Origin of the sequence: Microcoleus sp. S1D4 (assembly GCF_036700765.1) — a bacterium.
Lineage (GTDB): Bacteria > Cyanobacteriota > Cyanobacteriia > Cyanobacteriales > Microcoleaceae > Microcoleus.
In genome coordinates this window covers 400,671-424,639 of the sequence record NZ_JAUBPP010000001.1, presented here as the reverse complement: position 1 = coordinate 424,639, position 23,969 = coordinate 400,671, and the positions used below count along the sequence as shown (strand labels likewise).

Annotated in this window: 18 protein-coding genes and 1 pseudogene; 9 read left to right on the top strand and 10 right to left on the bottom strand. The window is 46.0% G+C overall.

Annotated features, from left to right (window positions below):
• Positions 1–849: 849 nt before the first annotated feature.
• Positions 850–1,224 (bottom strand): DUF1257 domain-containing protein, encoded by a 375-nt coding sequence (locus QT998_RS01705; protein ID WP_333087698.1) that lies wholly within the window; start codon positions 1,222–1,224, stop codon positions 850–852.
• An 875-nt stretch (positions 1,225–2,099) separates the two neighbouring features.
• Between QT998_RS01705 and QT998_RS01700 the strand changes: the two genes are divergently transcribed.
• Both QT998_RS01700 and QT998_RS01695 read left to right on the top strand, forming a co-directional pair.
• A complete protein-coding gene (locus tag QT998_RS01700; protein ID WP_333087696.1) occupies positions 2,100–4,451 on the top strand; it encodes a PAS domain-containing sensor histidine kinase in 2,352 nt (783 codons plus the stop codon).
• A gap of 21 nt (positions 4,452–4,472) precedes the next feature.
• On the top strand, positions 4,473–6,134 hold the full coding sequence (locus QT998_RS01695; RefSeq protein WP_333113374.1) for a putative bifunctional diguanylate cyclase/phosphodiesterase: 1,662 nt from the start codon (positions 4,473–4,475) through the stop codon (positions 6,132–6,134).
• Positions 6,135–6,412: 278 nt separating this feature from the next.
• Here the strand turns inward: QT998_RS01695 and msrP are convergent, their stop codons facing one another.
• On the bottom strand, positions 6,413–7,396 hold the full coding sequence (msrP, locus tag QT998_RS01690) for a protein-methionine-sulfoxide reductase catalytic subunit MsrP (protein ID WP_333113376.1): 984 nt from the start codon (positions 7,394–7,396) through the stop codon (positions 6,413–6,415).
• Between the two features lie 548 nt (positions 7,397–7,944).
• On the opposite strand from msrP, the gene QT998_RS01685 reads away from it, so the two are divergent.
• Positions 7,945–9,990: a serine/threonine-protein kinase gene (locus QT998_RS01685; protein WP_333113378.1), complete on the top strand. Its 2,046-nt coding sequence runs from the start codon at positions 7,945–7,947 to the stop codon at positions 9,988–9,990.
• A gap of 117 nt (positions 9,991–10,107) precedes the next feature.
• On the opposite strand, the gene QT998_RS01680 is transcribed toward QT998_RS01685, so the two are convergent.
• Complete coding sequence (locus QT998_RS01680) at positions 10,108–10,848, bottom strand: SDR family oxidoreductase (protein WP_333087689.1); 741 nt, start codon at positions 10,846–10,848, stop codon at positions 10,108–10,110.
• Between the two features lie 71 nt (positions 10,849–10,919).
• On the opposite strand from QT998_RS01680, the gene QT998_RS01675 reads away from it, so the two are divergent.
• Together QT998_RS01675 and QT998_RS01670 are read left to right on the top strand one after the other, a co-directional pair.
• On the top strand, positions 10,920–11,459 hold the full coding sequence (locus QT998_RS01675; protein WP_333087688.1) for a tetratricopeptide repeat protein: 540 nt from the start codon (positions 10,920–10,922) through the stop codon (positions 11,457–11,459).
• A 297-nt stretch (positions 11,460–11,756) separates the two neighbouring features.
• Entirely contained in the window at positions 11,757–12,050 is a 294-nt protein-coding gene (locus tag QT998_RS01670) for a DUF3288 family protein (protein ID WP_333087686.1), read from the top strand.
• A gap of 36 nt (positions 12,051–12,086) precedes the next feature.
• Here the strand turns inward: QT998_RS01670 and QT998_RS01665 are convergent, their stop codons facing one another.
• The 4 genes and pseudogenes from QT998_RS01665 to QT998_RS01650 form a co-directional block, all read right to left on the bottom strand.
• Positions 12,087–12,356 (bottom strand): DUF2442 domain-containing protein, encoded by a 270-nt coding sequence (locus QT998_RS01665; protein WP_333113379.1) that lies wholly within the window; start codon positions 12,354–12,356, stop codon positions 12,087–12,089.
• A pseudogene (locus QT998_RS01660) lies at positions 12,319–12,498 on the bottom strand (DUF4160 domain-containing protein); the annotation flags it as partial. The gene QT998_RS01665 and the pseudogene QT998_RS01660, both read right to left, overlap by 38 nt.
• A 225-nt stretch (positions 12,499–12,723) precedes the next feature.
• The gene (gene secA / locus QT998_RS01655) at positions 12,724–15,540 is read right to left on the bottom strand and encodes a preprotein translocase subunit SecA (RefSeq protein ID WP_333087683.1); all 2,817 of its coding nucleotides are present in this window, start codon (positions 15,538–15,540) and stop codon (positions 12,724–12,726) included.
• Positions 15,541–15,786: 246 nt separating this feature from the next.
• Positions 15,787–16,737, bottom strand: coding sequence for a ribonuclease Z (locus QT998_RS01650; RefSeq protein ID WP_333087682.1), 951 nt, complete (start codon positions 16,735–16,737; stop codon positions 15,787–15,789).
• A 270-nt stretch (positions 16,738–17,007) separates the two neighbouring features.
• Here QT998_RS01650 and QT998_RS01645 point away from each other — a divergent pair, with 270 nt between their 5' ends.
• On the top strand, positions 17,008–18,180 hold the full coding sequence (locus tag QT998_RS01645) for a SpoIID/LytB domain-containing protein (protein WP_333087681.1): 1,173 nt from the start codon (positions 17,008–17,010) through the stop codon (positions 18,178–18,180).
• A gap of 324 nt (positions 18,181–18,504) precedes the next feature.
• Positions 18,505–18,771, top strand: a complete 267-nt coding sequence (locus QT998_RS01640; RefSeq protein WP_333087680.1) for a hypothetical protein — start codon at positions 18,505–18,507, stop codon at positions 18,769–18,771.
• An 80-nt stretch (positions 18,772–18,851) separates the two neighbouring features.
• On the opposite strand, the gene QT998_RS01635 is transcribed toward QT998_RS01640, so the two are convergent.
• A complete protein-coding gene (locus QT998_RS01635) occupies positions 18,852–20,159 on the bottom strand; it encodes a hypothetical protein (RefSeq protein WP_333087678.1) in 1,308 nt (435 codons plus the stop codon).
• Positions 20,160–20,550: 391 nt separating this feature from the next.
• Between QT998_RS01635 and QT998_RS01630 the strand changes: the two genes are divergently transcribed.
• A complete protein-coding gene (locus tag QT998_RS01630; protein WP_194010252.1) occupies positions 20,551–21,072 on the top strand; it encodes a photosystem I assembly protein Ycf3 in 522 nt (173 codons plus the stop codon).
• A gap of 262 nt (positions 21,073–21,334) precedes the next feature.
• A complete protein-coding gene (gatC, locus tag QT998_RS01625; RefSeq protein ID WP_333087674.1) occupies positions 21,335–21,616 on the top strand; it encodes an Asp-tRNA(Asn)/Glu-tRNA(Gln) amidotransferase subunit GatC in 282 nt (93 codons plus the stop codon).
• A gap of 105 nt (positions 21,617–21,721) precedes the next feature.
• Here the strand turns inward: gatC and QT998_RS01620 are convergent, their stop codons facing one another.
• The gene (locus QT998_RS01620) at positions 21,722–23,002 is read right to left on the bottom strand and encodes a glycosyltransferase family 4 protein (protein WP_333113382.1); all 1,281 of its coding nucleotides are present in this window, start codon (positions 23,000–23,002) and stop codon (positions 21,722–21,724) included.
• A 126-nt stretch (positions 23,003–23,128) separates the two neighbouring features.
• Positions 23,129–23,857 carry a class I SAM-dependent methyltransferase gene (locus QT998_RS01615; RefSeq protein WP_333113384.1) on the bottom strand — a complete coding sequence of 243 codons (729 nt, stop codon included), beginning with the start codon at positions 23,855–23,857 and terminating at the stop codon, positions 23,129–23,131.
• Between the last annotated feature and the right edge of the window lie 112 nt (positions 23,858–23,969).

The window sequence follows — 23,969 nt, the reverse complement described above, 5'->3', positions numbered from 1 at the left end:
GTTTCTAAATCAATGTTAAACGATCGAAGCTTTTGTGGAACTTACGGAACTCTTCTGTAAACTTTTTACCATGATATACCCTGCGATCGCGTGTTTTCCGAAAAATCTTAAAAATCTATCAATAGATTAGTGCAATCTGTTATGCAATTTTCCTCTTTAGGTAGGAAATTGGAGAACTGCGATCGCCCGTTATCAACAAATATACTGACATCCTTCGAGAGTTCGACGGCCCGGATTCCCACAGTCTCAGGAACTTGAGACACCAGCGCGCAAAACTGGCCCGGAGGCAAAAATCGGCAGATTTTACTGTATTTAAGCAAAAATGCCAATGCAGGCAAGTTTCCAACTCCAACTCCAACTCCAACAACCCCTAAATCTTAGTTTGCGAAAGCCCGCACCAGTCAGTAGATTTGAGATTTTAGATACTTTGACTTCGCCCTACAAGTTTGAGATTTACTCCACAGATGAATCAGCGAGCAGGAACAATAGTCTAAAATTTTAGTTGTGTGCGTGACGGTTTACCTGAATTTTTTGTTGCTATCAAAGATGTCAGTCAAGCGAACCCCTACCGAATCCCCAAAAACCTAGAAGCGGGCGCGAGCGAAGAGTCACGAAATCACAGCCAGAAGATGAAAGTAAAAGGGAGCATCTGGTGTTTTGCAAAACGCATTTTTTTTATTGAGCGTGCGATCGTCCCCGCTCGCATATTGTACTCGCTCTTCGGGGACGATCGCACTATAAACGCAAAACACCAGATGCTCCCAAGCAAAACCCGCTTGACCAATCGAATATTTATTGATTTGTACCCGCCTACTTGGTATATAAAAACGAGTTATTCAAGCGCAAGTCTTAAACCCATCGACCCACAACAACCCTCACCGTTCCGTCCGCCAACGTTTCCTCTTTTTCAACATGAAAACCCTCGGACTGCACCGCCACCATCAACTGGCGGCGCGCGTATTTTTGACTAATTGAATTGACAAATTCTTGCTTGTTAATTCTAGCGCCCCAAAAATCCGCAACCAATTCGTAATTCTCTCCGTTGCGACGAAAACCCAAATCGTAACCGTTGGATTGCCGAATCACATACTCCGCATTAGTTTGGTCGCCCTGATAACCCCGCACCTGCACGTTGGACTCTACGTTATAACCCAACTCTTCCAACACTTGATGCAGCAGTTCGCCATTGGTGATTTGAACCTCGATCGTTGTGAAGTGTGACATATCACTTTCAGATTTTTTTGTGAAACGCTGATTTGATTATCATAGCATCAACAACCACAGTCAATAACTTAGGACTTGCGCTATTTAACTCGACTTTTACGACAAATATAGAGCTTTGCAGAGTTACACCTGCACATCAACCCGCTTGAACGGTGCTTTGATCCACCGCGCCTTGTCATTCCCGAATTTCGTTTTTTTAATAGATACTATAACGATAAAAAATCAACTTTAAAAACGAAAGTTTAACCATAGCTTAATCATTATTCACCCGTGTTTTAATCCTACGATCTAAAACTTGTACGGGTAACTTGAAGTGTCTAAAATCTAAAGTTAACGGATATCGGATTCGATCGCGCGTGCGCCCTAGTGTCGGCAATAGGTCGCTGACTGAAGTCCGCACTACAAACCGTTTTTATTAGGATAATCTACCCGACATGGCGTTACAGCATCTTAGGTTTTAGGTTTTAGATTTAAATCGCTGTTCCCTTGCGATCGCCCCGCTCGCACTTTTGTTAGCCGTGACTATATTTCAAAAATCCCGATTTCCGATTCTGGAGTGCGTGAATATACGCAAATAATATGAAAATTTTATAATTGTATGTCTTGTACAAGGCTAACATTGCGAAACTCATTTTTAAAATACTACAGGTGCTTACCGTGAAAATACGTATTTACAGGCATTATTCAGCTTGTTATCAACCTTTAAAAAGTTGCCAGGAATACAGGCAGGGGAGCAATTGCTGAATGTTTTAAACAAGATTTAAACTATCGCATCTGGCTCGGATGAGTATCCCGAAAAACTGTAATATTTTACTTAAAAAGTTTATGCTTAAAAGATAGCCCGGGATTAAATATACAGTACATCCCTGAGAACCATGTCATACTGCAACCAATCCATCTGTCGATCGCGCAATCCTGCTGAAATGTGCGACACTGCTGCGAGTTGGCAGCTTATAGCCGATCGACTAACGGTAGAATTGAGCAACACGCGCGCGAAGCTTCATGCCGAAATCGATCGGCTAAAACAAGAAAACGAAACCCTCCACGCCGCCCTCAGTTGTTCCCCAATTTTCCTGTGGGCAACTGACAAAGACGGCAGGTTAACCCTTGCTTCCGGCAAAAACATAGAAAATTTGGGGTTCAAACAACCTGTAACTGTGGGACTGTCGATTTTTGAAGTTTACGGCAGTCAGCCAGATATCTTAGAAAATATTGCCGAGGTAATAGCAGGAAAAGATCGCACTTGGAATGCCCAAGAGGGGGATTTTATTCACGAAATTCGATCGACAGCGCTGCGAGATGCAAGGGGGGAAATTGTCGGGGCTGTCGGTGTTGCTACCGATATTACCGATCGCCAAAAGTCGATCGCCACTCTCGAAACAGCAAATCAAGAATTAGAAAACAGACTTCAGCAGCAAACAACAGCCTTCAATACAGCACTTGCCGCCAGCGAAAAAAAGTACCGCAACCTTGTAGAGACCTCCCAAGAACTTATTTGGTCGATCGATATTCAAGGCATCTTAACTTTTGTCAATACCGCCGCCAAACGCATCTACGGTTACGACCCCCCAGAAATGATCGGCCGCCGCTTTACTGAATTTTTAGTTCCCCAACAAAACAGCAGACAAATAGAAATATTTGCCGAACTTTTAGCGAGAACCAGCCTTCAGCAACAAACCCCCAATTCTCCTTACGAAATAGAACAAGTTCGCAAAGACGGTAGCCCCGTCCACCTGCGCGTCAACAGCATCATCAACCAAGGTGAAAACGGCGCTATTTTAGGTCTTTGCGGAACCGCAACAGATATTAGCGATCGCAAGCGATCGGAAGCAGCACTCCAAGAAGCCACAGACCAACTTCGCGCAGTCTTAGATGCAGTGCCCGGACTCATTTCTTGGATCGGTTCAGATTTGCGGTATATAGGAGTCAACCAGCACCTAGCCACCTCCTTCCAACTGTCTCCAGAAAGCTTTGTCGGTCAAGAAATCAACTTTCTCGACAAAGGATCGGCTTTTGGAGAACTGATCCGAAACTTTTTTGACAGTTCATCTCGCCAAATCTGGCAAGAAATAGACATAGAAATTAATGGCAACACCCGCAATTATCTAATAGTAGCTCAGAAATATCATCAAGGAACCGCAGCAGTTTCGGTAGGAATAGACATTACCGACCGCAAACGCGCCGAAGCTCAAAAAACCGAACTAATCGCTTCTTTGCAAGAATCTGAGCGCAAATTACGCAGCCTTTACGAAGCCACCAGCGACGCAGTAATGCTACTAGACGAACAAGAATTTTTTGACTGTAACGTCGCCACCTTAAGAATCTTCGGCTGTAGTAATAAAAAACAGTTTTACGGAAAAAAACCCAGCGAATTTTCCCCGCAATTTCAGCCTAGCGGACAAGACTCATACAGTTTAGCCGCACAGAGAATATCGACAGCAATGCAAGCAGGTAGCTGTCGCTTTGACTGGGTACACAAACGGCTAGACGGTTCAGAATTTCCAGCCGAAGTGCTGTTAAATGTAATGGAAATTAACGGTCGTAAAGTAATTCAAGCAGTAGTGCGAGACATTACAGACCGCAAGCGCGACGAAGATCGGATCAAAGCATCCCTCGCAGAAAAAGAAGTCCTCTTCAAAGAAATTCACCACCGCGTCAAAAATAACCTGCAAGTTATTTCCAGTTTGCTCAAACTTCAGTCCCGCTACATCAAAGACAGCAGGGTTACTGAAATGTTAAAAGAAAGTCAAAACCGAGTCATGTCAATGGCCCTGGTTCACGAACAATTGTATCAATCCAAAGATTTTTCAAACATTAACTTTGCTGAATATATCCAAAATCTCGCCCACAATTTATTTCAAGCTTATGAAACTCATGCAGAAAGCGTCAAATTGCGAACAAATATTGCGCCGTGTTCTATGAATATTGACGAGGCTGTTCCTTGCGGATTAATTATCAACGAACTTGTGACCAATGCACTAAAATATGCTTTTGAAGGAGAAATTGCAGGTACAATTAACATAGACTTTAGTTTGGAAAATGATAGGGTTTGCGTGCTAACTGTCAGCGACAGCGGTGTTGGTTTTCCTCAAGACTTAGATTATCGAAATGCTCGCACATTGGGTTTGCGACTTGTCGGATCTTTAGTTAAGCAAATTAGGGGGAAAATAGAGCTACTAGCAACAACAGGCACGACTTTTAAAATAACATTTTCTAAACAACAATAGCCATCTTCGGAGACAAAAAATATGCCCAATAAAAAAATTCTGATAGTTGAAGACGAAAGCATTATTGCCGAAGATATTTCCGACAGCTTAATATCTCTTGGTTATAGAATCACTGATATTGCCTATTCAGGAGAAGAAGCAATTCAATCGGCAACACAATCTCGACCAGATTTAGTTTTAATGGATGTTAACCTGCAAGGAGAAATCGACGGTATTACAGCAGCAGAAGTAATTCGATCGCGCTTGGCAATTCCGGTAATTTATCTAACAGCCTATGCTGACGAAAATACGTTGCGGCGGGTCAATTCAACCAAACCATTCGGCTATATTGTTAAACCATTTGAAGAAAAAAACTTGCACACAACTATTCAAATAGCTCTGCACCGACATCAGCACGACTGCTTGACAAACTTGCCAAATCGTTCGCTGTTGCGAGAGCAGCTAAGTCAGGTATTGGAAAAGCACAAAGAAGTGCCAGAAATCGTTCCCGTTGTTACTCTCAGTATAGATAGAATTAACAGGATTAACAGTACATTTGGACACGATATTGGCGATTTTGTACTTTGCGAAATTGCCGAACGGCTGAGCAACTGCACGGATAAAATTAATATGGTGGCTCGTTTGGAATCTGCTGAATTTGCAATTGTTATCGAACCAGTTACCAAAAAACAGGATGCTGTCAAAATTGCTCAAAATATTTTAGATATTGTAGCCCAACCTATAATGGCCAGAGGCTCCGAACTTTACGTCACGGCGAGTATCGGCATTTGTTTATCTCCAAACGACGGCAGCAATGGAGACGAACTGCTTAAAAATGCTTATACAGCTATGTACAATTCTCAGGAGAAAGGAGGAAATAACTATCAATTTTATACCGCTAAAAATGCAATTATTTCCATTAACAAGTTTAGTCAAGAAAATTGTCTTCGCCATGCTTTGAAACGCTCGGAATTTGAAGTTTATTATGAACCACAAATACAAATTAAAACAGGAAAAATCGTTGGTGCTGAAGCATTAGTGCGCTGGAATCATCCAAAAAGAGGCCGAGTTTCCCCTGCAGAATTTATTCCAATGGCTGAAGAAATGGGCTTAATTGCACCGCTGGGCGAATGGGTTTTAGAGACTGCTTGCAGGCAAACTAAAGCGTGGCAAATTGAGGGTTTACCTCCGCTGCGGGTAGCGGTCAATGTGTCAGCCCGCCAGTTTGAAGGCGAAAATTTGACGGAGAGAGTAAGCCAGATATTGAGAGAAACGAATCTCGATCCTAAATGTTTGGAATTAGAATTGACGGAAGGTCTGATTTTGCAAGATGAAATGGCTGCGGCGGGAGCTTTTCAGGTATGGAGAGAGATGGGGATTAGGATAGCCATTGATGATTTTGGGATTGGGTATTCTTCTTTGAGTTATCCGAAACGCTTTGTATTTGATGCGCTCAAAATTGACAAGAGTTTTATTCGGGATATTGCGGACGATCGCCAAAATGCAGCGATTACAGTAGCGATTATTCAAATGGCGCACTCTCTGAATATGACTGTGATTGCTGAGGGGGTAGAAAATGAGCGGGAACTTGCGTTTTTGTGCGCCCGCGATTGCGACGAAATTCAAGGCTATTTTTTCAGTCAGGCTTTACCAGCGGCTGAGTTTGAGGCCTTGCTCAAAAGCGATAAGCGTTGGGAATTATAGCAGTTTTCAGGTAATATCGTTTCCGCTTGGATCGGAATGATTTAACCGCAGAGAACACAGAGTACACAGAGTCCGAGAATATATATCTGAATCATTCCGATGAAGAGAGGATTTGATATAAGATAGTACCCAAAAGCGGTTCGCGCGTGCGGAATGCGAGTCCGCAAAAGAGCAGACTCGCATTCCACACGCGCGATCGAATTTTAGGAATGAAATTTTAATAACTGTTACTTGTTGCTTGTTACCAGGCTCTGCCTGGTAACGAGCCGAATCTATTTTTAACTGTAAAGACTCGCCACATATTCGCCGTAGCCGTTATAGGGCAAAGTCGGGCGAGTTTCCCACGACCAACTGTTACCGGGGCCGACGACTCTTTCGCTGGCTTGAGACCATCTGGGGTGAGGTTGGTCGGGGTTGACATTTGCCTCAAAAGCGTATTCGTTGGGGCCGACTGTATTCCAAAAAGTAGCGGGTTGTTTTTCGACAAATTCAATTTTGACGATCGACTTTGCGCCCTTAAAACCGTACTTCCAAGGAATCACTTCTCGCAGCGGCGCACCGTTTTGTTTTGGTAGCTGCCGCCCGTACAAGCCCGTAGCAAAAAATGCTAAATCGTTGGCCATTTCCTCAATCCGCAGACCTTCGGTGTAAGGCCAAGGATAAAATTGTGACATCAAACCGGGGCCTGGAGTAATTTTTTTGTCATAAAACGAGGTGAAGCGAACGAATTTAGCATTTGATTGTGGTTCGACATCAGCCATGAGTAATTTCATGGGAAATCCGACCCAAGGAACTACCATTGCCCATGCTTCTACACAGCGAAATCGATAAACTCGTTCTTCGATGGGAAATTTTTTGTAGATGTCGTCAATGTCGTAAGTGCGGGGATTTTTGACTAAACCTGCTACTTCTACTTTCCAGTTTTCTGTTGGCAAAGCTTGAGCGGCTTCCCAGATAGATTTTGTGCCGCCGTATTCGTAAAAGTTGTTATATTTTGTAGCTAAGGCTTCGTCGGTAATTGCTCTATCGACTTTTGCGAAGTTAGAATTCCGGGTCAATCCCGAATATGCTTGGGTTGAGCCTTGGTCCAGAGCGGTTTTTGAGCTATCACTGCTTTGACAGCTTGTCAGCGGCAGCAACGAAGCAGTCACGCCAGCGCCGATTAAATTTGTCATGAAGCGGCGGCGGTTGAGAAAGGCTGTTTCTGAGGTAATTTGGGGATCGAGAATTTCCCAAGATTTAGGAATGCGAATGAAGGGCATAAGTAATAGTTAAAAGTTAGTAGTTCGTCGGGCGAAATTTGCCCAAATTTCAATTTTTTAGTTTATTTGAAATTTGAGATTTACTCAGGGCGAACGGAGGATAGGGGAGTTTTGGCAAGGCCTCGCGATGGCTTGACTTGGCGCTGCGAGCAAAATTATTGTATCTGCAATGACAGTATAGCCTAATTCGTTGAAAGCGAGTTCTGCCGAACAATGTCACGGCACGCGGGCGATCGACCTATTATACCAATTTCATAAAGTAGTGCTAGATATTAGCCCCCCAACGGTAGCTTAGTAAGGGGGGGCTAGGACTTCACCCATAACACAGCTTTAGAAAAATGGTATTAAACCTCCATCGCAGGAAAGTCAGTAATAATTAACGCGCGATCGACCGCAGGAATTGTCACTAAAATCTTGGAAACAATTATCATGAAGCAAAGCAATGATTCAAATTATTTAATTTGTCCAAAGGAAGCGGCACGCACCGCCCCGCTTTCCTCCCCCACTCCTGGCTTTAAGTCGGACGGGGGTCTCCAGCGGAAAGAGAAATGAGTTACTGCATCAATCCCAATTGCCAGCATCCAGAAAATCTCGATCGCGCCACAGCCTGCAAAAGCTGCGAGTCAAACTTGCTGTTAAAAGGTCGCTACCGAGTATTTCACCCCCTCGGTCAAAGTCTCGGTTGCCGCACCTTCTTAGCAGTCGATGAAGACCAACCAACCCAACCCCGCTGCGTCATTCAACAGTTCTGCAGCTCAGTGTCCTCAGTCGCCGACAATGGCGCACAGCTAAACCAGACATTTCGCAGCGACGCCAGCGTCCTCGAAGAGTTGGGTAAACATCCCCAAATACCGAAACTGCTGGCATTTTTTGAAGTCGAAGGCTGCCAGTATTTAGTGCAAGAATACATCCCCGGTCGCAATTTGGCCGATCGACTGTCGCAAAAAGGCGTACTGAAAGAAATTCACATTTGGTATTTGCTGAGCGAATTGTTGCCTGTCCTGCAACTGGTTCACGACCATCAACTAATTCACCGAGACATCAAACCCTCCAATATTATTCACCGCAAAACGAGCCAAAATGGCTTAATAACGGCGGGTAAAGAGGATGTAGGTACTATACCCTGGGAGGAGGAATCGGGACTGGTTTTAGTCGATTTCGGCGCGGCAATTCCTGCCAACAGCGGGCCGCTGAAAACAGAAACAGTGACTGGTTCGGCCGAATTCGCCGCTCCCGAACAAATCAAAGGTCAAGCTATTTTGAGCAGCGACATCTACAGTTTGGGCGTGACTTGCATTCATTTGTTAACAGGAATGTCGCCCTTTGATTTGTTTGATATCAAAGGGGACACTTGGGCCTGGAGGCACTATTTGAAAATACCAGTTTCGAGCAGACTCGGCCGCATCCTGGATAAAATGGTAGAACGAGAAGCCTCAAAACGCTATCGATCGACCGAAGCAATTCTCAGAGACATAAAATACGGCCCGACACCGATAGACGCGATTGTCAACAAACCCAGAGTGACTTTGGCTTTGTGGGGAGGAGCCGCCGTGGCCCTAATTTCTGTGCTGCTGGGTTCTGGCTTGTCATCGACAGTACCGGAGGCTTTCACTTCTTCCGAACCAGTTTCCAGCATTCCCGAAATTCGGTTCGAGCCGCCCCCGATGCAGAATTTCAGCAGTGAGCCATTGCAGTCAGGCCCTGCAGTTCGCACTCTCGCAGAGCAAGACAAAAACCCGGTGTGGGCTGTAGCAGTCAGTCCCAACGGCCGCGTCATAGTCAGCGGCAACAATGACGGGACAATTCGCCTGCTGCACAAGCGTCACGGCAAAATACTCAAAGTTATCTCAGCACATTTGGGGCCCGTGTGGTCGGTGGCTGTCAGTCCCGACGGCAGGACGATCGCCAGCGGAGGCGCAGACGGTACGATTAAATTGTGGAATTTCTATTCTGGCAAGTTAATTCGGACGTTGGACGGAGACAAAGATGGAGTGTTCTCAGTTGTTTTCAGTCCCGACGGCCGAGTCCTCGCCAGTGTCGGTAAAGACAATACATTGAAACTGTGGCAAGTCGAAGGCGGTGCCGAGTTGCAAACCCTCAAGGGGATTACCGACGAAGTGCATTCAGTGGCTTTCAGTCCCAACAAAGATACTTTGTTTGCTGGCAAGGGCGACGGTACGATCGAGATGTGGAATTGGAAGACTGGGGAATTCCAAGCGACTCTCAGGGGTCATGTCGATGCTGTTTCGGCTTTGGTTGTCAGCCCGGATGGTAATATTTTGGGCAGCGGCGGTTGGGACAACACGGTGAGGATTTGGGATATCACCACGAATCACGGGCCGCAGCCCTCGGGCGAGGTGACTTTTACCGGTCATGCCGATCGCATCCAGTCTTTAGCTTTCAGTCCCGACAGCGAGACGTTAGCTAGCGGCGATTTGAGCGGTACTATCAAGCTGTGGGCGATGGATAGCGGGGAACAGGGTACGCTCAAAGGTCATTCGACTTGGGTGGAACTGGCTTTTAATCCTCAAGACAAAACGTTGATCAGCGGCAGTTATGACGACACGATTAAGGTGTGGCGACTGTCTCCTTGATTTTTCTATTCTTTCTTGGAACAATCTTTAACCATAATCTTTGATTTGGTTGGGGATTGTTCAAAACTCGGCGATGGAAATTGCTTAAGAGTCAAACTTTCGTCCGCCTCCGCCGAGTTAGGCAATTCCGCCGTTAACGCGGATATTTTGTCCGGTAATCCAGCGGGCTTGTTCGCTGCACAAAAAAGCCGTCACATCGGCAATATCTTCAACTTTTCCGAGTCTTCCCAAAGCAGTCATTTGAGTGAATCTTTGGATTTGTTCGGCGGTTTTTCCGACTGTGAAAAGTTCTGTATCCGTTGGGCCCGGAGAAATGACATTGACTGTAATTGCCCGATCGCCCAATTCCTTCGCCAGCGATCGAGTTAGCTGTTCCACCGCACCTTTTGTCGCCACGTAGGCCCCGTAAGTTGGCAATAGCATAGCAGTTGTCGAACTAGAAAAGTTGACAATTCTACCTCCATCTGCCATGCGTTTAGCAGCTTCTTGACAAGCAAAAAACGTGCCTTTGACGTTAATTGCAAAAAGATTATCAAACTCTGCTTCGGTAACTTCCGCTACAGTTTTGGAAAGATTTACTCCTGCATTGTTGACTAAAATATCGATTTGTGAATAGGTTTCGAGAGCGCGATCGAACAAATTGCAAATTTCTGCGGTTTTGCTGACATCCGCTTGCACGGCTAATGCTTTGCCGCCTGCTGCTTCAATCGCTGAGACAACCTCTTTTGCTGCTTCTGCTGCTTTGGCGTAGTTGATGACAACCGATGCGCCTTCTTGAGATAATCGAAGGGCGATCTCGCGTCCAATTCCCCGCGATGAACCAGTCACAATTGCTACTTTTCCTGTTAGTGATGCCATGAGATTTGCTCTCCAATTAGCGTTGATATTCTCTCTATGGTAAAGTAGTGTCGGCTGTTCAAGTAAAATTTATGACCGCAAATTCCGAGTTAACACAGCAGTATTTGTCAGCGGGCGAGAACCTGCAGAAATCGGGAAAATTTGAGGAGGCGATCGCCCAATACCAACAAATATTAGCACTCAAACCGGATGCGGCGGTTGCGTGCAGCAAGATAGCAGAAGTTTATTATACGCAACAGAAATATGTAGAGGCGATCGCCTCCTGTTACCAAACACTGCGCCATCAACCCAATTTCGCCCCAGTCTACAAAACCCTAGGCAATATTCTGCAAGCCCAAGGCAAAATAGAAGCGGCGGTGCGCGCCTACTCAAAGGCGATCGAATTCGACCCCAATTTGGTGGCGGCTTATGTTAATTTGGGCAGTATGTTTTACAAACAAGGCTTGCTAGACGAAGCAATAACTTATTACCAAAAGGCGATCGCTATACAGCCAGACTTAGCCGCCGCTTACTGGAACTTAGGCAAAGTATTAGAACAGCAAGGGCGCACCAACGAAGGCTTAATATATCAAGAAAAAGCTTTAAAATTAGAGCCAGAATTAGCCAAGTAGTTGTAGGGTGTGTCGCCTGCGATAACTCCCTAAACCAAGCTCGAAATTCTCACAGCAACGCACCTGTGCTTAGAATTTGAGTGAAAAAAAACAACATTTTTTTTGCACACTTATAGCTGTTCTCGGAAAGATGAGGTATTCACCAATTCATTTAACAGTTCCCCAATCCCGCAATCCCCGAATCCTCCAATCCTCTAATCTAAAATCTCAAATCTCAAATCTAAGTTGACTGTAGTTTGGTCCGCATAAATCATAGAAATAAAGTCTTCACTACAAACCGTTTTATCGCAAAAAAACATGAATTTAGAAGCCAAAAATCAAGACCAACAGCACCCGCAATACAAGCGCGATCGAGCCAGTGTCAATACTTTATTAACAGGAGAAGCAACCGACTACAATTTATCGGAATTAGCAAGATTAATAATTCGCTACCGAGGCTTTCCCGGCGCTAGAGATATTCAATCAGACTTAAAAAAAGTCCTGCAACAATGGAATCATACCGAAGAAACTCTTTACGAACAAACCCGTAAAATTCACGCCACAGGTGAAGTTTACAGGAAACAAAAAAGCGACCAAGAAGATTGGGCTTAATAATACCAAAGCTTAGAAGTGAAGTAGCGATCTAAATTAATGAGTAATTTTAGGTCTCGGAGCCGGTGCGCCTCGCAGCATTCCTTCTGTACTCAAGTCTTCATCAATTTCTTCCCAGTGAATGCCATAGCCTCCTCCACATACTTCCCATTTTTCCCTTTGGTGGAGCGTTGCATTAAACAATCTTGGATACCAAATTAAAGGCACGGTAATGATTCGTCCATCAATCAAATCAACACTAATGGTTTCTTCTGTAAAATGAATGTGCTTAACTCTCTCGTCCGCTCGAATCGCCAAAATACCCATACCAAGGTTCCAATAGCGTTTGTTTATTTTCTTGTACTACCGACTCTATTTTACGAAGTTCTTTAGCACTAAAACCAAGGTTATTTCCTAAACTGACTGGCTCCAACCAAAATTTAACCGATGATTTGTCTCTGTCAATATAAACATGAGGTGGTTAATTTGGTTCATGGCTGTAAAAGTAAAGTCGGTAACGGCCTATTCGTAAAATAGTTGGCATAGTTCCAAGCTATACAATATTTCAACGGGAATCTCTGTATTTTTTTATTATTATTCTTCTAGAACACGGGTTTTATATTTCAACTGGTTCCCAGCCAGAGCCAGGGAACCAGTCAACAGTCAACAGTCAACAGTCAACTGTTAACTATTTTTAAACCATCTCCGGCGAAACTTGCATTGCCGGCTGCGGCTGGAACTGGAACAGCGAATAAACCACATTGCGGCGGATATCCGTCATCATGTCCAAAAACAGCTCGTAACCTTCAGTTTTGTACTCGATTAACGGGTCTTTTTGTCCGTAACCGCGCAACCCGACAGACTCGCGCAAAGCATCCATTTGCTGCAAGTGTTCCCGCCACAAAGTATCAATTTGCTGCAAGATAAAGAACCGCTCAGCATCGCGCATCAATTCCGCTCGGATGGCATTAACTTCCGCTTCTTTCATGTCGTAAGCGTTGCGAACTTGTTCGTGGAGGAAAGTTTTAATTTCCTCAACCGACAAATCCTCTAATTGATCGGGAGTCATGTCAGCTAGGAGATAAACAAATTCCTTCACTTTGCTGACAAGTTTTTCGAGTTCCCATTCTTCCGAAGGCAACTCGGGATTGATGTATGCTCCCACGATGTCGTCCATCGTTTGTTCGGCATATTTAATTACCTGTTCCTTCGAGTCCAAACCTTCCAAGACTCGGCGGCGTTCTGCATAGATTGCTCGACGTTGATTGTTCATCACTTCGTCGTATTCAAATACCTGTTTGCGGATGTCGTAGTAGTAGGTTTCGACTTTTTTCTGAGCGCCTTCGAGGGAACGAGTCAGCATTCCAGATTCGATCGGCATATCTTCCTCAACACCGAAAGCCTTCATCAAACCTGCTACCCGTTCGCCGCCGAAAATCCTGAGCAAATTGTCTTCCAAACTCAAGAAAAACCGCGTAGAACCGGGGTCTCCTTGGCGTCCCGCCCGGCCCCGCAACTGATTGTCAATCCGGCGCGATTCGTGGCGTTCGGTACCGATGACGTGGAGGCCTCCCAACTGCACAACTTCATCGTGTTCGCTGCTGGTAAAAGCATCGTACTCGCTGCGAGTTAAATTGTAAGCTTCCCGCAATTTTTGAATTACGATGTCTTTGGTAGGGGCTTTTTCCGAGGCTACAGCCACAATGTCATCGGCTTTCAATTCCGAGAGCGATCGCTCCCCGTACTCCTTCACCGCCAATTCCACCGACGCCTTGAGCAGTTGCTCAGCATCTTTCGATAGCTGCGTGGGGAAAATCTGCGCCGAAGCTTTCCAAGACTTGACCTTTTTGGCAGTTTGACCAAAACCTTGAGCTGCGGGGCGGCCGCCAATACCGGGAACTTGCACCAGCGAAAACCCTTCTTCATCCTCCGGCTGCACGATCCGGGGCATCAAATACTCCCGCAACTTGAGCCGCCCCATGTACTCAGAATTACCGCCCAAAATGATGTCTGTACCGCGTCCGGCCATGTTAGTGGCGATCGTCACAGCGCCTTTGCGTCCGGCTTGAGCGATAATTTCCGACTCCCGTTCCACGTTTTCCGGTTTCGCGTTGAGCAAATTGTGAGGAATCTTGAGTTCTTGGAGCAGCCGCGACAGCAACTCGGATTTTTCTACGCTCGTGGTGCCCACCAGCACCGGGCGACCGATTTCGTGCATTTCAGCACATTCTTGGGCGATCGCCTTCCACTTCCCAGCCTCCGCCTTGTAAACCATATCCGAAAGGTCAGTGCGGCTCGTCACCCGGTTTGTCGGAATCAGCGTCACTTCCAGGCTGTAAATCTTCTCAAATTCGGTTTCTTCAGTCTTCGCCGTCCCAGTCATTCCCGACAGCTTCGGATAAAGCAAAAAGAAATTCTGATAGGTAATCGTCGCCAGTGTCTGAGTTTCCGGCTGAATTTCCGCCCGTTCCTTCGCTTCGATCGCCTGGTGCAAACCGTCGCTCCAGCGCCTTCCGGGCATCACCCGGCCGGTAAACTCATCGACAATCACCACTTCGCGATCGGGATTGACAATGTAGTTAATATCCTTAATAAACAATTCCTTCGCCTTAATCGCATTAAAAATGTAATGCGCCCAAGGGTCAGCCGGGTCGTACAAATCCGTAACGCCCAACAACCGCTCAGCTTCCCCAAACCCTTCATCGGTCAACAGCACATTCCGTGCCTTTTCGTCAACCTCGTAATGTTCCTCATTTTCCTTTCTCAGAGCAGCAGCCACCTCAGCCGCCCCGATATATTTCTCGCTGGGGCGTTCCACCTGGCCGGAAATAATCAGAGGCGTCCGTGCTTCATCGATCAGCACCGAGTCAACCTCATCAATCACGCAGAAATTAAAAGGACGCTGGACTACATCTTCCATCACAGTAGCCATATTGTCCCGCAAATAATCAAAACCCACCTCGCTGTTAGTGGCGTAGGTAATATCGCAGTTATAATTTTTCTTGCGTTCAACCTGATCCATGCCCTGCTGGATCAGCCCCACCGTCAATCCCAGAAAGCGGTGCACCTGCCCCATCCATTCCGCGTCCCGCCTTGCGAGATAATCGTTGACGGTGATGATGTGTACGCCTTTACCGTTGAGGGCGTTGAGGTAAGCCGGCAGTGTCGCCACCAGAGTTTTGCCTTCACCGGTTTTCATTTCGGCAATTTGGCCTTTGTGGAGGATGATGCCGCCGAGGAGTTGGACATCAAAGTGGCGCATTCCCAAAACCCGCTGTCCCGCTTCCCGCACCACTGCAAAAGCTTCTGGCAAGATTTCGTCTAGGATTTCTTTCTCTTCGTTGAGAGATTTAGCTTTTGCCAGACGTTCTTGAAACTCGGCAGTTTTCCCTCTGAGGCCGTCGTCTGAGAGGGTACGGAAGTCTTCTTCCAAGATATTGATATCAGCTACCCAAGGCTGAAATTTTCTCAGTTTGCGCGCGTTGGGATCGCCTAACAGATTTTTAAACATGGCAGGAGAGGCAGATTTTTAATAATTTAGCTATTAGCTTTCAGGGTTACGGGCTGTAGTGTTAGCCACAACATATACCTTTCCAGATTGTAGCAGAAGACCGGGCGGTTGAAACCGCGCCTGTACAGACACTCGCGCCCATTGCCAAGGGTTGAATAAGATCGGGCTATTGAGATTATCTGATTGCATTCAGTCCGGTTGGCATGGAGTTTGTTTGTACGGACGCGATTTCAACCGCCGTCTCATCTATGAAGCATTCCCCGAATCCTGGGCTCGCGGTATTTCGTAACTCAGGAAATCATAAGCCATTTTCGTATTCGGAAAAATTGCCTGCGCTTCCTTGAGCAAATCATCCAGGACGATCGCATTTCCCGGAGCGTAACGCGGGCTAAAATGCGTCATAATTAACTGTTTCGCCCCAGCGATCGAAGCCACTTGAGCCGCCATTGTCGAAGTTGAATGGAGGCGATCGAAGGCCATTTGAGCATCTTGATGAGCAAAAGTAGCTTCATGCACCAACAAATCAGCATCCTTCGCTAATTCCACGGCCCCGTCACAAAAAACCGTGTCAGTACAATAAACAAACTTGCGCCCGATTTGATCGGGGCCACAAAAATCAGTACCTTTAAACTGTCGCCCGTCCTCTAACTTTACCGTCTTTCCTTGTTTTAATTGACCGTAAAGCGGCCCCCAAGGAATACCCACAGCCTTGGCTTTTTCTACATCAAAATGTCCCGGACGATCTTTCTCAGTTACTCGATAACCAAAAGCAGTAACTCGGTGCTTCAAAGGGCCGCAGCTAACAATATATTCATCATCTTCATAGATGACTCCCTCGTGAATTTTGTGTACCTTCACCGGGTAAGAAAAATGAGTTTGAGAATACCGAACGCCAGCTTGCAAATATTCTTCAAGTCCCGGAGGCCCGTAAAGATCGATGCGCTTGACATTCCCCGCCAAACCGCAGCTAGCCAGCAAACCCATTAAGCCGAAAATGTGGTCGCCGTGCAGGTGAGTGATGAAAATACGGCTCAGTTGGCTGACTTTGAGCTCGCTGCGGAGAAACTGATGCTGAGTTCCTTCGCCGCAGTCAAACAGCCAGAGTTCCGCTCGCTGAGGCAAACGCAGGGCGATGCTGGAAACGTTGCGCGATCGCGTCGGCACGCCGGAGCTAGTTCCGAGAAATGTAATCTGCAAGAGTCAAATCACCTCAATTAAATCTTAAAAAATATGTTACATATATCCAGAGTGCGGCAAATCCGACCTAAATGAAATAGTCGCAGGCAGGAACCGGGATAAATCGCTGTTGCTGCGAGCATCGAGTCGTTCCAATCTTTTTTGACAGGCGCACAAAGTGCCAAACCCAATTCTAACGTTTTCTTTCTGCCGTTCTCCTTCCTTTTTCGCGAACCAAACCTTCCCCTTAAAAATTCTCAAACTCGTACAGCACAGGAGGAAATTTTTTAAATGCAGCCAGGAGTGTTATTTGCTTCGCTTCTTTCAAGATTAACAAAACGCTACTTTTGGATTTCTCTGTTGTTTTGGCTGGTAATGGTAGCCCCAGCACAGGCGGCGCTGATCTTGCGAGTGGCGGTACAAGACGGCGCAAGTCAGATCAAAGTCGGCAGTTCTACTAAGGCTGCAATCCGCGACGGTAGCGGGCGCAATTTGGGCGAACTGTCTGCCAACAGTTCTGGATCGGCTCAATTTCGATCGGGCAAAGTGGCGATCGGACGCTGGGCCGCCAATCAAATTTGGATCGAGCCGACCGGGAACGGGTATGTTTGGATTGGCGATCGGTGGTATCGCGGACGCACCCTTGTAATTCCCGAAAAAGGATCCCTGACAGCAGTCAACTACGTCGATATCGAACAGTATCTCTACAGCGTTCTGGGTGCCGAAATGAGCGGCAATTGGCCTCTGGAGGCCTTAAAAGCCCAAGCAGTCGCCGCCCGTTCCTACGCAATCCACGAGCGCCTCAAAAGCGAAACCGACCTTTACGATGTGGACGACACTCAGTCTTCGCAGGTTTACAAAGGACTGCAAACAGAATCTTCGGGTACTTATAGCGCAGTCGATGCCACCGCAGGTCAAGTTCTCACCTACAACGGTCAGATTATTTTAGCTGTTTTCCACTCAGCATCTGGCGGACATACCGAAAATGTTGAGGATGTTTGGACGGAACCCCTGCCTTACCTGCGCGGTGTTCCTGACTTTGACCAAGGCGCGCCGGTTTATCAGTGGAAAGAAAATTTTTCCCGCGCTCAAATCAGCAGCAAGATTTCCGGTGTCGGTAACGTCATCTCGATGAAGCCAGAACGCACTACCGCTTACGGCAGCGTTTTGAGGATGAAAGTTGTGGGAGATGGCGGTTCTAGAGTGATGACTGGGGCAGATTTGCGTCGGGTTCTGAGTTTGAGGAGCACGCGGTTTACGGTGATTCCTCAGTATGCAGGCGGGAGCGCCAAGAACAGCGGCCAAGCTCCTACGAGTTTTCAAGTTGCTGGCAAAGGTTTCGGTCACGGTGTTGGCATGAGCCAGTGGGGAGCTTACAATTTGGCCAGGCAGGGATACGGCTACCAGCAGATTTTGTTGCACTATTACCGGGGCGCTGCTTTGGCTAGAATAGCTGTTCAGTAACTGCTGGGAAGAAGGAAGTTTGGCAGCGGGTTTTTTAACGGATTTAATGGGTTTAACGGATGGATTTTGAGGAGCAAAGTCTGAAGGTTGAAGCAAAAAATAGTTATTAACTGGTTCCCAGGCAGAGCCTGGGAACCCATGTAAGCGAGGCTCTGCCTCGTCGTCGGCTGCGAAGATGGAGGCAGAGCCTCCGGGTCTGCATTACCAGGCAGAGCCTGGTAACGAGTAAATGACTAATGACTAATGACTAATGACTAATGACTGATGACTAATGACCAATGACTAATGACTGATGACCAATGACTAACTACATTAAGGATAACTATGCAAAAGTGGGAGTATTTTTTTGTGGATGCAAATATGTATCCTTTTGGCAATAAGCTGATTAGTTTATATGTAAATGGTGAGGAATTGCGAGATTGGAAACAAGGATCGCTGCATCTATTTATCAATCAGTTGGGGGAGGAGGGTTGGGAACTTGTGGCTATGCGCCATGACTCGAAATACGACCAAAATTGTTTGATTTTTAAACGTCCTAAAATTGTCAAAAAAGCCAGGAGTACGAAGCAGTCTTTGGTACAGCAAACTTGACCTAGCTGAATCTAATATTCATCGGATTTTAGATGTTGACTCAAAATTATTAATTAATTTCAAATCGTCAAATAGAAAATCTAAACTCCATCGATTCGCCGCTGCCATTCGGCATCTATTTTTGCTGACTGTTCTAGTTCTTGTTGGGTTAAATCGGTTTCTGTTGTATAAGCTAAATCTTCTCCAGTCAGTAGGTTTTCTGCTGCAAATTCCTGGGCGTAGCTTAATTTTTGCTGCAAGTTGGCATCTGGTTGGTTTAATAACATGGCTCGCTGCTGCCGCTCTTGATTCCGGGTTTCTATCTTGCTATTTTTCCACTGAGTCCAGAAGTACCGAATTAAGGGAATTGTCAAAAATCCGATGCCGTAAATCAGCAGTAGTGGATAAATACCGCTGACGAAACCGATAAATCCACTGGCGATCGCACTTTTAGTTAATAAATTCCCCAAAACTAACGCACCGACAAGATTGACGGCTCCCAACCCTGCCGCGAGCATGAGTTGGCCGGAGCTGGCGTGGCTGAAACGCCACAGCATTTCTCGCAAATAAGCTCCTACTGGTTGAGGATTTTTTTGAACTGCTGTGGTTTGCAATTGCGGAAAATGGTAGACTATTTGTCCTTCGGGACTGACTTCGGGGCGGCCGTCAAAACGCGCGAGAGTCGGTAGCATATATTCTTCGTATTCTCTCGCGTATCCTTGTCCGAGATTGTCGAGATAGGGCGCTATTTGTTCGGCGACTACGGCACCTCGGTTGTTGCGAATGGCGACGGCAATATCGCTCCACTTGCGCTCTTCTAAATTGTAATTTGGATTGCCATCTCCAAATAGAAAGGAGAAAACTGCTTCCAGAAAACTCATCTGGGGTTTTTGGCCGCTTAAGCGCGATTGCTGCTGGTAGTAAGGTTCGTTATGGTTCCAATAAAATATCCAGGGTAACTCGTTCCAGAAGTAGGGAAAAAAGAAGAATCCGCCGCCTCTGTTACCGTCGCTTCCGCCTCCGCCTCCGCCTCCCCCGTTATTGTCGCTGTTCATGCTGGAGAGTAACATCGTGATGGCCGCAAAAATTAAGAGGATGGAAGCTACCAGCACTATGCCAAAAGATACTCGAATTAGGTAAAATAGAATTTTCCAGATTTTTTGCCACCATTCCTGCAACTGCAAGCGAAAGAATTTGTTTCGCAAAATATCTCGAAAGTTGTTGGGAAATAGGTAGGCAATGTCGCCGGATTCTGCTACTTGCAGGTGGCCGCCTGCTTCGGAGGCGAGGGTTAACAGTTCTCGCTGGGCAAAATTAACGTCTAATCCAGCTTTTGCCGCCACGTCTCCAACCGTAACGCGGTAGCCAAGTTGCTCGACGGCTTGCATAATGGTGGGATTCGGAGCCATAGGTTTCTCTCTGTGAAAATTACCCGGTTGTTTATATTATATATTGTGGGAATTCAAACTGGTTTTGAGTCGCTGGTTTATGAATTTTTTTGATGATGCTCTTGACTTTGGGGCGAAATGTTGCTAGGTTTTTGCCCGATCGCCCGTAGAGTGCGGTCAATAGGTTAAAGAAATGTGGTTTTTTTTGTCAATACTGGCAAGAGTTATCTAAAATGGATGAGATTTGCACTCTTTTGCACCTCGCAAGCGCGTGTTTTCAGCTTTGCAGTTGTGTCTCACCAGCGTTTCCAAGCGTCGGCGGCCGGACTGAACCGAAACAGTCGCAAAACTCTTAATAGGAAAACTTTACAGGCTAATATTTTTGATTGGCCGTTAACCAAAGAATCGAATTATGCCCAGAACTCAACGCAACGATAACTTTATTGACAAAAGTTTCACGGTAATGGCCGATATTATCCTGAAGATTATGCCGGCGAAAAAGCAGGCGAAGGAAGCTTTTGCTTACTATCGAGATGGTATGTCGGCTCAAGCTGATGGCGAATATGCTGAAGCGCTGGACAATTATCATGAAGCGCTGAAGTTGGAAGAAGATCCTTACGATCGCAGTTACGTGTTGTACAATATGGGCCTGATCCATACTAGCAACGGCGAACACGAGCAAGCTTTGGAGTATTACAGCGAAGCGCTGGAACTGAATCCGAGAATGCCGCAGGCGCTGAATAATATTGCTGTGATTTACCACTATCAAGGGGAAAAGGAAAAGGAATCTGGCAATGTGGAAGCGGCGGAAGGGTTGTTTGATAAGGCTGCAGATTATTGGAAAGAGGCTATTCGCTTAGCGCCGAATAATTACATTGAGGTGCAAAATTGGCTGAAGACGACAGGCCGATCGCAAATTGATGTGTATTTTTAACTATGATTGGGAATGGGGAATTGGGAATTGGGCATAGTTAGTAGTTATTGGTTAGTAGTTATTGGTTAGTAGTTATGGGTTAGTGGTTATTGGTTAGTAACTTCTTTAATAACAAACAACAAACAACAAATAACAAGCAACAAATAACAAACAACAAACAACAAATAACAAATAACAAATAACAAATTCCCAATTCCCAATTCCCAATTCCCAATTCCCAATTCCCAATTCCCAATTCCCAATTCCCAATTCCCAATATATTATGATTGACAGAGAAGAAGTTCGGAAAGTAGCGAATTTAGCCCGATTGGAATTAACGCCGGCAGAAGAAGAGCAGTTTACTGGTCAACTGAACGGTATTTTGGATTATTTTGAGCAGTTGAAAGAACTGGATACGAGTAAGGTAAAACCGACAACGCGGGCGATCGATGTTAGCAATATTATGCGATCGGACGATTTGCAACCTTTTGCTGATGGAGAAAGTATTTTGGCTGGTGCTCCCGATCGCGATGGGGAGTTTTTCAAAGTGCCTAAGATTATGTAGGGTGCGTCTGAGATGTTGCACCATTCTCAACAAGCCTTTTATAAACAGGCCGGACAGCCTGTTTTTGAGAATGGTGCAACATATGATGTTGCGTTTAGGAATGTGCTAAATTCTCACTCCAAAAGATGCGGCTAATTCCCGTTCTGGCTGCATACCAACTGTCGGCGGCATGGAACGATTTGCTATCTGTTCGATCAATTGTAATTGCTGCGGCAACATTTTAGCTAAACTGTAGCGTTCTAGAGCGGTTTGACGGGCTTTGACACGAATTTCTGCCATGCGGGTAGGATGGTCTAAAACTTCGTCAATGCGATCGGCTACTTGTTTTGGCGAGAAGTAATCGACAATTAAACCGTTCTCTCCGTCGCGGATAACTTCTCTAACAGGCCCGGTGTCGGAACCGATTACTAAACATCCTGTCGATAAAGATTCAATCATCGACCAAGATAGCACGAAAGGTCTGGTTAAATAAACGTGTACGTCCGATGCTTGAATTACTTTTAAATACAGTCCGTAGGGTAGCGGCCCGACAAAGTGAACTCGCGACATATCTAGCGGCACTTTTTTGAGCATATGGTCTTTGTAAGACTCGCCATTTGGTAAGGAACGGCCGTAACAAACCCTGTCTGAACCAACAATTACAACGTGACAGTTGGGGCGGCGTTCTTGCAAATAGGCGATCGACTCAATGAACTCTGGAAAGCCCCGATAAGGTTCCATTCCCCGCGATACATAGGTGACAATTTCATCAACGCCAGACAAATCTAAGTTGGGCAAAATTAGTTTAGCGCCTGGATCTGGTTTGAAGTAATCGGTGTCTACGCCGTCGTGGAGTACGGATAATTTTTGCTGCAATTCTGGCGGAAATTGCGATCGCTGCCAGTATGTCGGCGACAAACCCCAATCGCAAGAGTATAAATCGATCAAAATCGGCGCATTTTTGATTCTAATTCTCGCCATGTCGTCAACTGTTAAAGGTTCAGCCGGATCGAAATCTGCGTCGGAACCGATCGAGTGATAAAACCACTCGAAATAACACAAAAGCGGCGTATTTGGGAAAGCTTCTTTGACAAACAGTGTCGGCCCCCAACCGGAATGTCCGCAGATAATATCGGGTACAAAACCGTCTGCTTTAAGTTGTTCTGCCATTCTAAACACGGCTTGTCCGTAGATGACGGCACTTTCTAAAGGGCGGACGTATTGGTGAGTCTGCGGGTTAGGTTCGCGGCTTGGTGTAAATGCTGCTTTGCGAACGCCGGGAATGTTCCATTCGGGACGCTCGTTTTTAGTGCCGAAAACAATCTGATTTTTGGGATCTGCGCCTAAAGCCGTGATTATGTGGCGGTACTGGGCGGGGAAGTTTGGGTGAAGAAATAATGCTTTCATTTGGCAGTTAGCAGTTGGCAGTTGGCAGTTGGCAGTTGGTAGTTGGCAGTTAGCCCGATTGCTTGTCGAATGGTTGGCAGTTGTTAGTAAAAATTCAGTATTTAACTGCGAGTAAAAGCTTTGATTTTACTCTTGGTAGGGGGGTGCTTTGCAGATCCAGACGCAATCTCGCGGTACTGAAGTTGTGTTTTTCAGGATGATTTCATAGTTTAAATGGTTGAGAAATTTTTCCATAATTGTATCAGTCATTATTGAGAATGCAGTGCCATCTCTGCGTCCCAATAAGTTTTTATCCCACTCGCTGGCGAATTTTTCCCAGCCCAATTCGGTGAGAATATTGCCGTGGTGAAAGACGCAAAGGCGATCGCCCCGCAGCAGTTTGGGAATGCGTGTTAGGTAGTTGAATATGTCTACGGGTTCTACGTGTACCATTGTATCGTAGCAAAAGCAGACATCGGCTGCACCGGGGGCGATGCCGTCTAATGTTAAACCGTCGAGTTTGACGTAAGAAACGCGATCGTCTCCCAAGCGCGATCGGGCGGCTTGCAGCATTTGACTGGAAATGTCGGCACAAATTAGGCGATCGCAATATTTCAGCAGCAGCGAACCTGTTTTTCCGCCGCCGATACCAATTTCTAAAACCGTATGTTCTTTTTTGATATACGGCGCTATAAATTGCTGTTCGATCAGCGCTTCGTATTCGCTTAAGGAGTTGGCGGCACCTGCGGCTTTACCTATCCATTCGTCGCCAAGATGGGCAAGTTCGGCATTAGTTTTTTGCCACTGTTGGGCGTAACTGTCCCATGCGGTTTCATAATCTACTTTTGGGCGATCGGTCATTTTTTCAGAGTTCATTTTTATTCATTTTAGAGTATTGATGGTTTAATTTTAAATATGTTCCTCTTTCTGGTTTTCTGCTGGGACAGTATCTAGTATCGTGCGTCGCGTCGCTATGAGATTTTAAATT

What these genes read in the sequence shown, in the direction of transcription:
- QT998_RS01705 (WP_333087698.1), bottom strand. Translation starts at nt 1,224, where the DNA reads ATGTCACACTTCACAACGATCGAGGTTCAAATCACCAATGGCGAACTG.
- QT998_RS01700 (WP_333087696.1), top strand. Translation starts at nt 2,100, where the DNA reads ATGTCATACTGCAACCAATCCATCTGTCGATCGCGCAATCCTGCTGAA.
- QT998_RS01695 (WP_333113374.1), top strand. Translation starts at nt 4,473, where the DNA reads ATGCCCAATAAAAAAATTCTGATAGTTGAAGACGAAAGCATTATTGCC.
- msrP (WP_333113376.1), bottom strand. Translation starts at nt 7,396, where the DNA reads ATGCCCTTCATTCGCATTCCTAAATCTTGGGAAATTCTCGATCCCCAA.
- QT998_RS01685 (WP_333113378.1), top strand. Translation starts at nt 7,945, where the DNA reads ATGAGTTACTGCATCAATCCCAATTGCCAGCATCCAGAAAATCTCGAT.
- QT998_RS01680 (WP_333087689.1), bottom strand. Translation starts at nt 10,848, where the DNA reads ATGGCATCACTAACAGGAAAAGTAGCAATTGTGACTGGTTCATCGCGG.
- QT998_RS01675 (WP_333087688.1), top strand. Translation starts at nt 10,920, where the DNA reads ATGACCGCAAATTCCGAGTTAACACAGCAGTATTTGTCAGCGGGCGAG.
- QT998_RS01670 (WP_333087686.1), top strand. Translation starts at nt 11,757, where the DNA reads ATGAATTTAGAAGCCAAAAATCAAGACCAACAGCACCCGCAATACAAG.
- QT998_RS01665 (WP_333113379.1), bottom strand. Translation starts at nt 12,356, where the DNA reads ATGGGTATTTTGGCGATTCGAGCGGACGAGAGAGTTAAGCACATTCAT.
- secA (WP_333087683.1), bottom strand. Translation starts at nt 15,540, where the DNA reads ATGTTTAAAAATCTGTTAGGCGATCCCAACGCGCGCAAACTGAGAAAA.
- QT998_RS01645 (WP_333087681.1), top strand. Translation starts at nt 17,008, where the DNA reads ATGCAGCCAGGAGTGTTATTTGCTTCGCTTCTTTCAAGATTAACAAAA.
- QT998_RS01640 (WP_333087680.1), top strand. Translation starts at nt 18,505, where the DNA reads ATGCAAAAGTGGGAGTATTTTTTTGTGGATGCAAATATGTATCCTTTT.
- QT998_RS01635 (WP_333087678.1), bottom strand. Translation starts at nt 20,159, where the DNA reads ATGGCTCCGAATCCCACCATTATGCAAGCCGTCGAGCAACTTGGCTAC.
- QT998_RS01630 (WP_194010252.1), top strand. Translation starts at nt 20,551, where the DNA reads ATGCCCAGAACTCAACGCAACGATAACTTTATTGACAAAAGTTTCACG.
- gatC (WP_333087674.1), top strand. Translation starts at nt 21,335, where the DNA reads ATGATTGACAGAGAAGAAGTTCGGAAAGTAGCGAATTTAGCCCGATTG.
- QT998_RS01620 (WP_333113382.1), bottom strand. Translation starts at nt 23,002, where the DNA reads ATGAAAGCATTATTTCTTCACCCAAACTTCCCCGCCCAGTACCGCCAC.
- QT998_RS01615 (WP_333113384.1), bottom strand. Translation starts at nt 23,857, where the DNA reads ATGAACTCTGAAAAAATGACCGATCGCCCAAAAGTAGATTATGAAACC.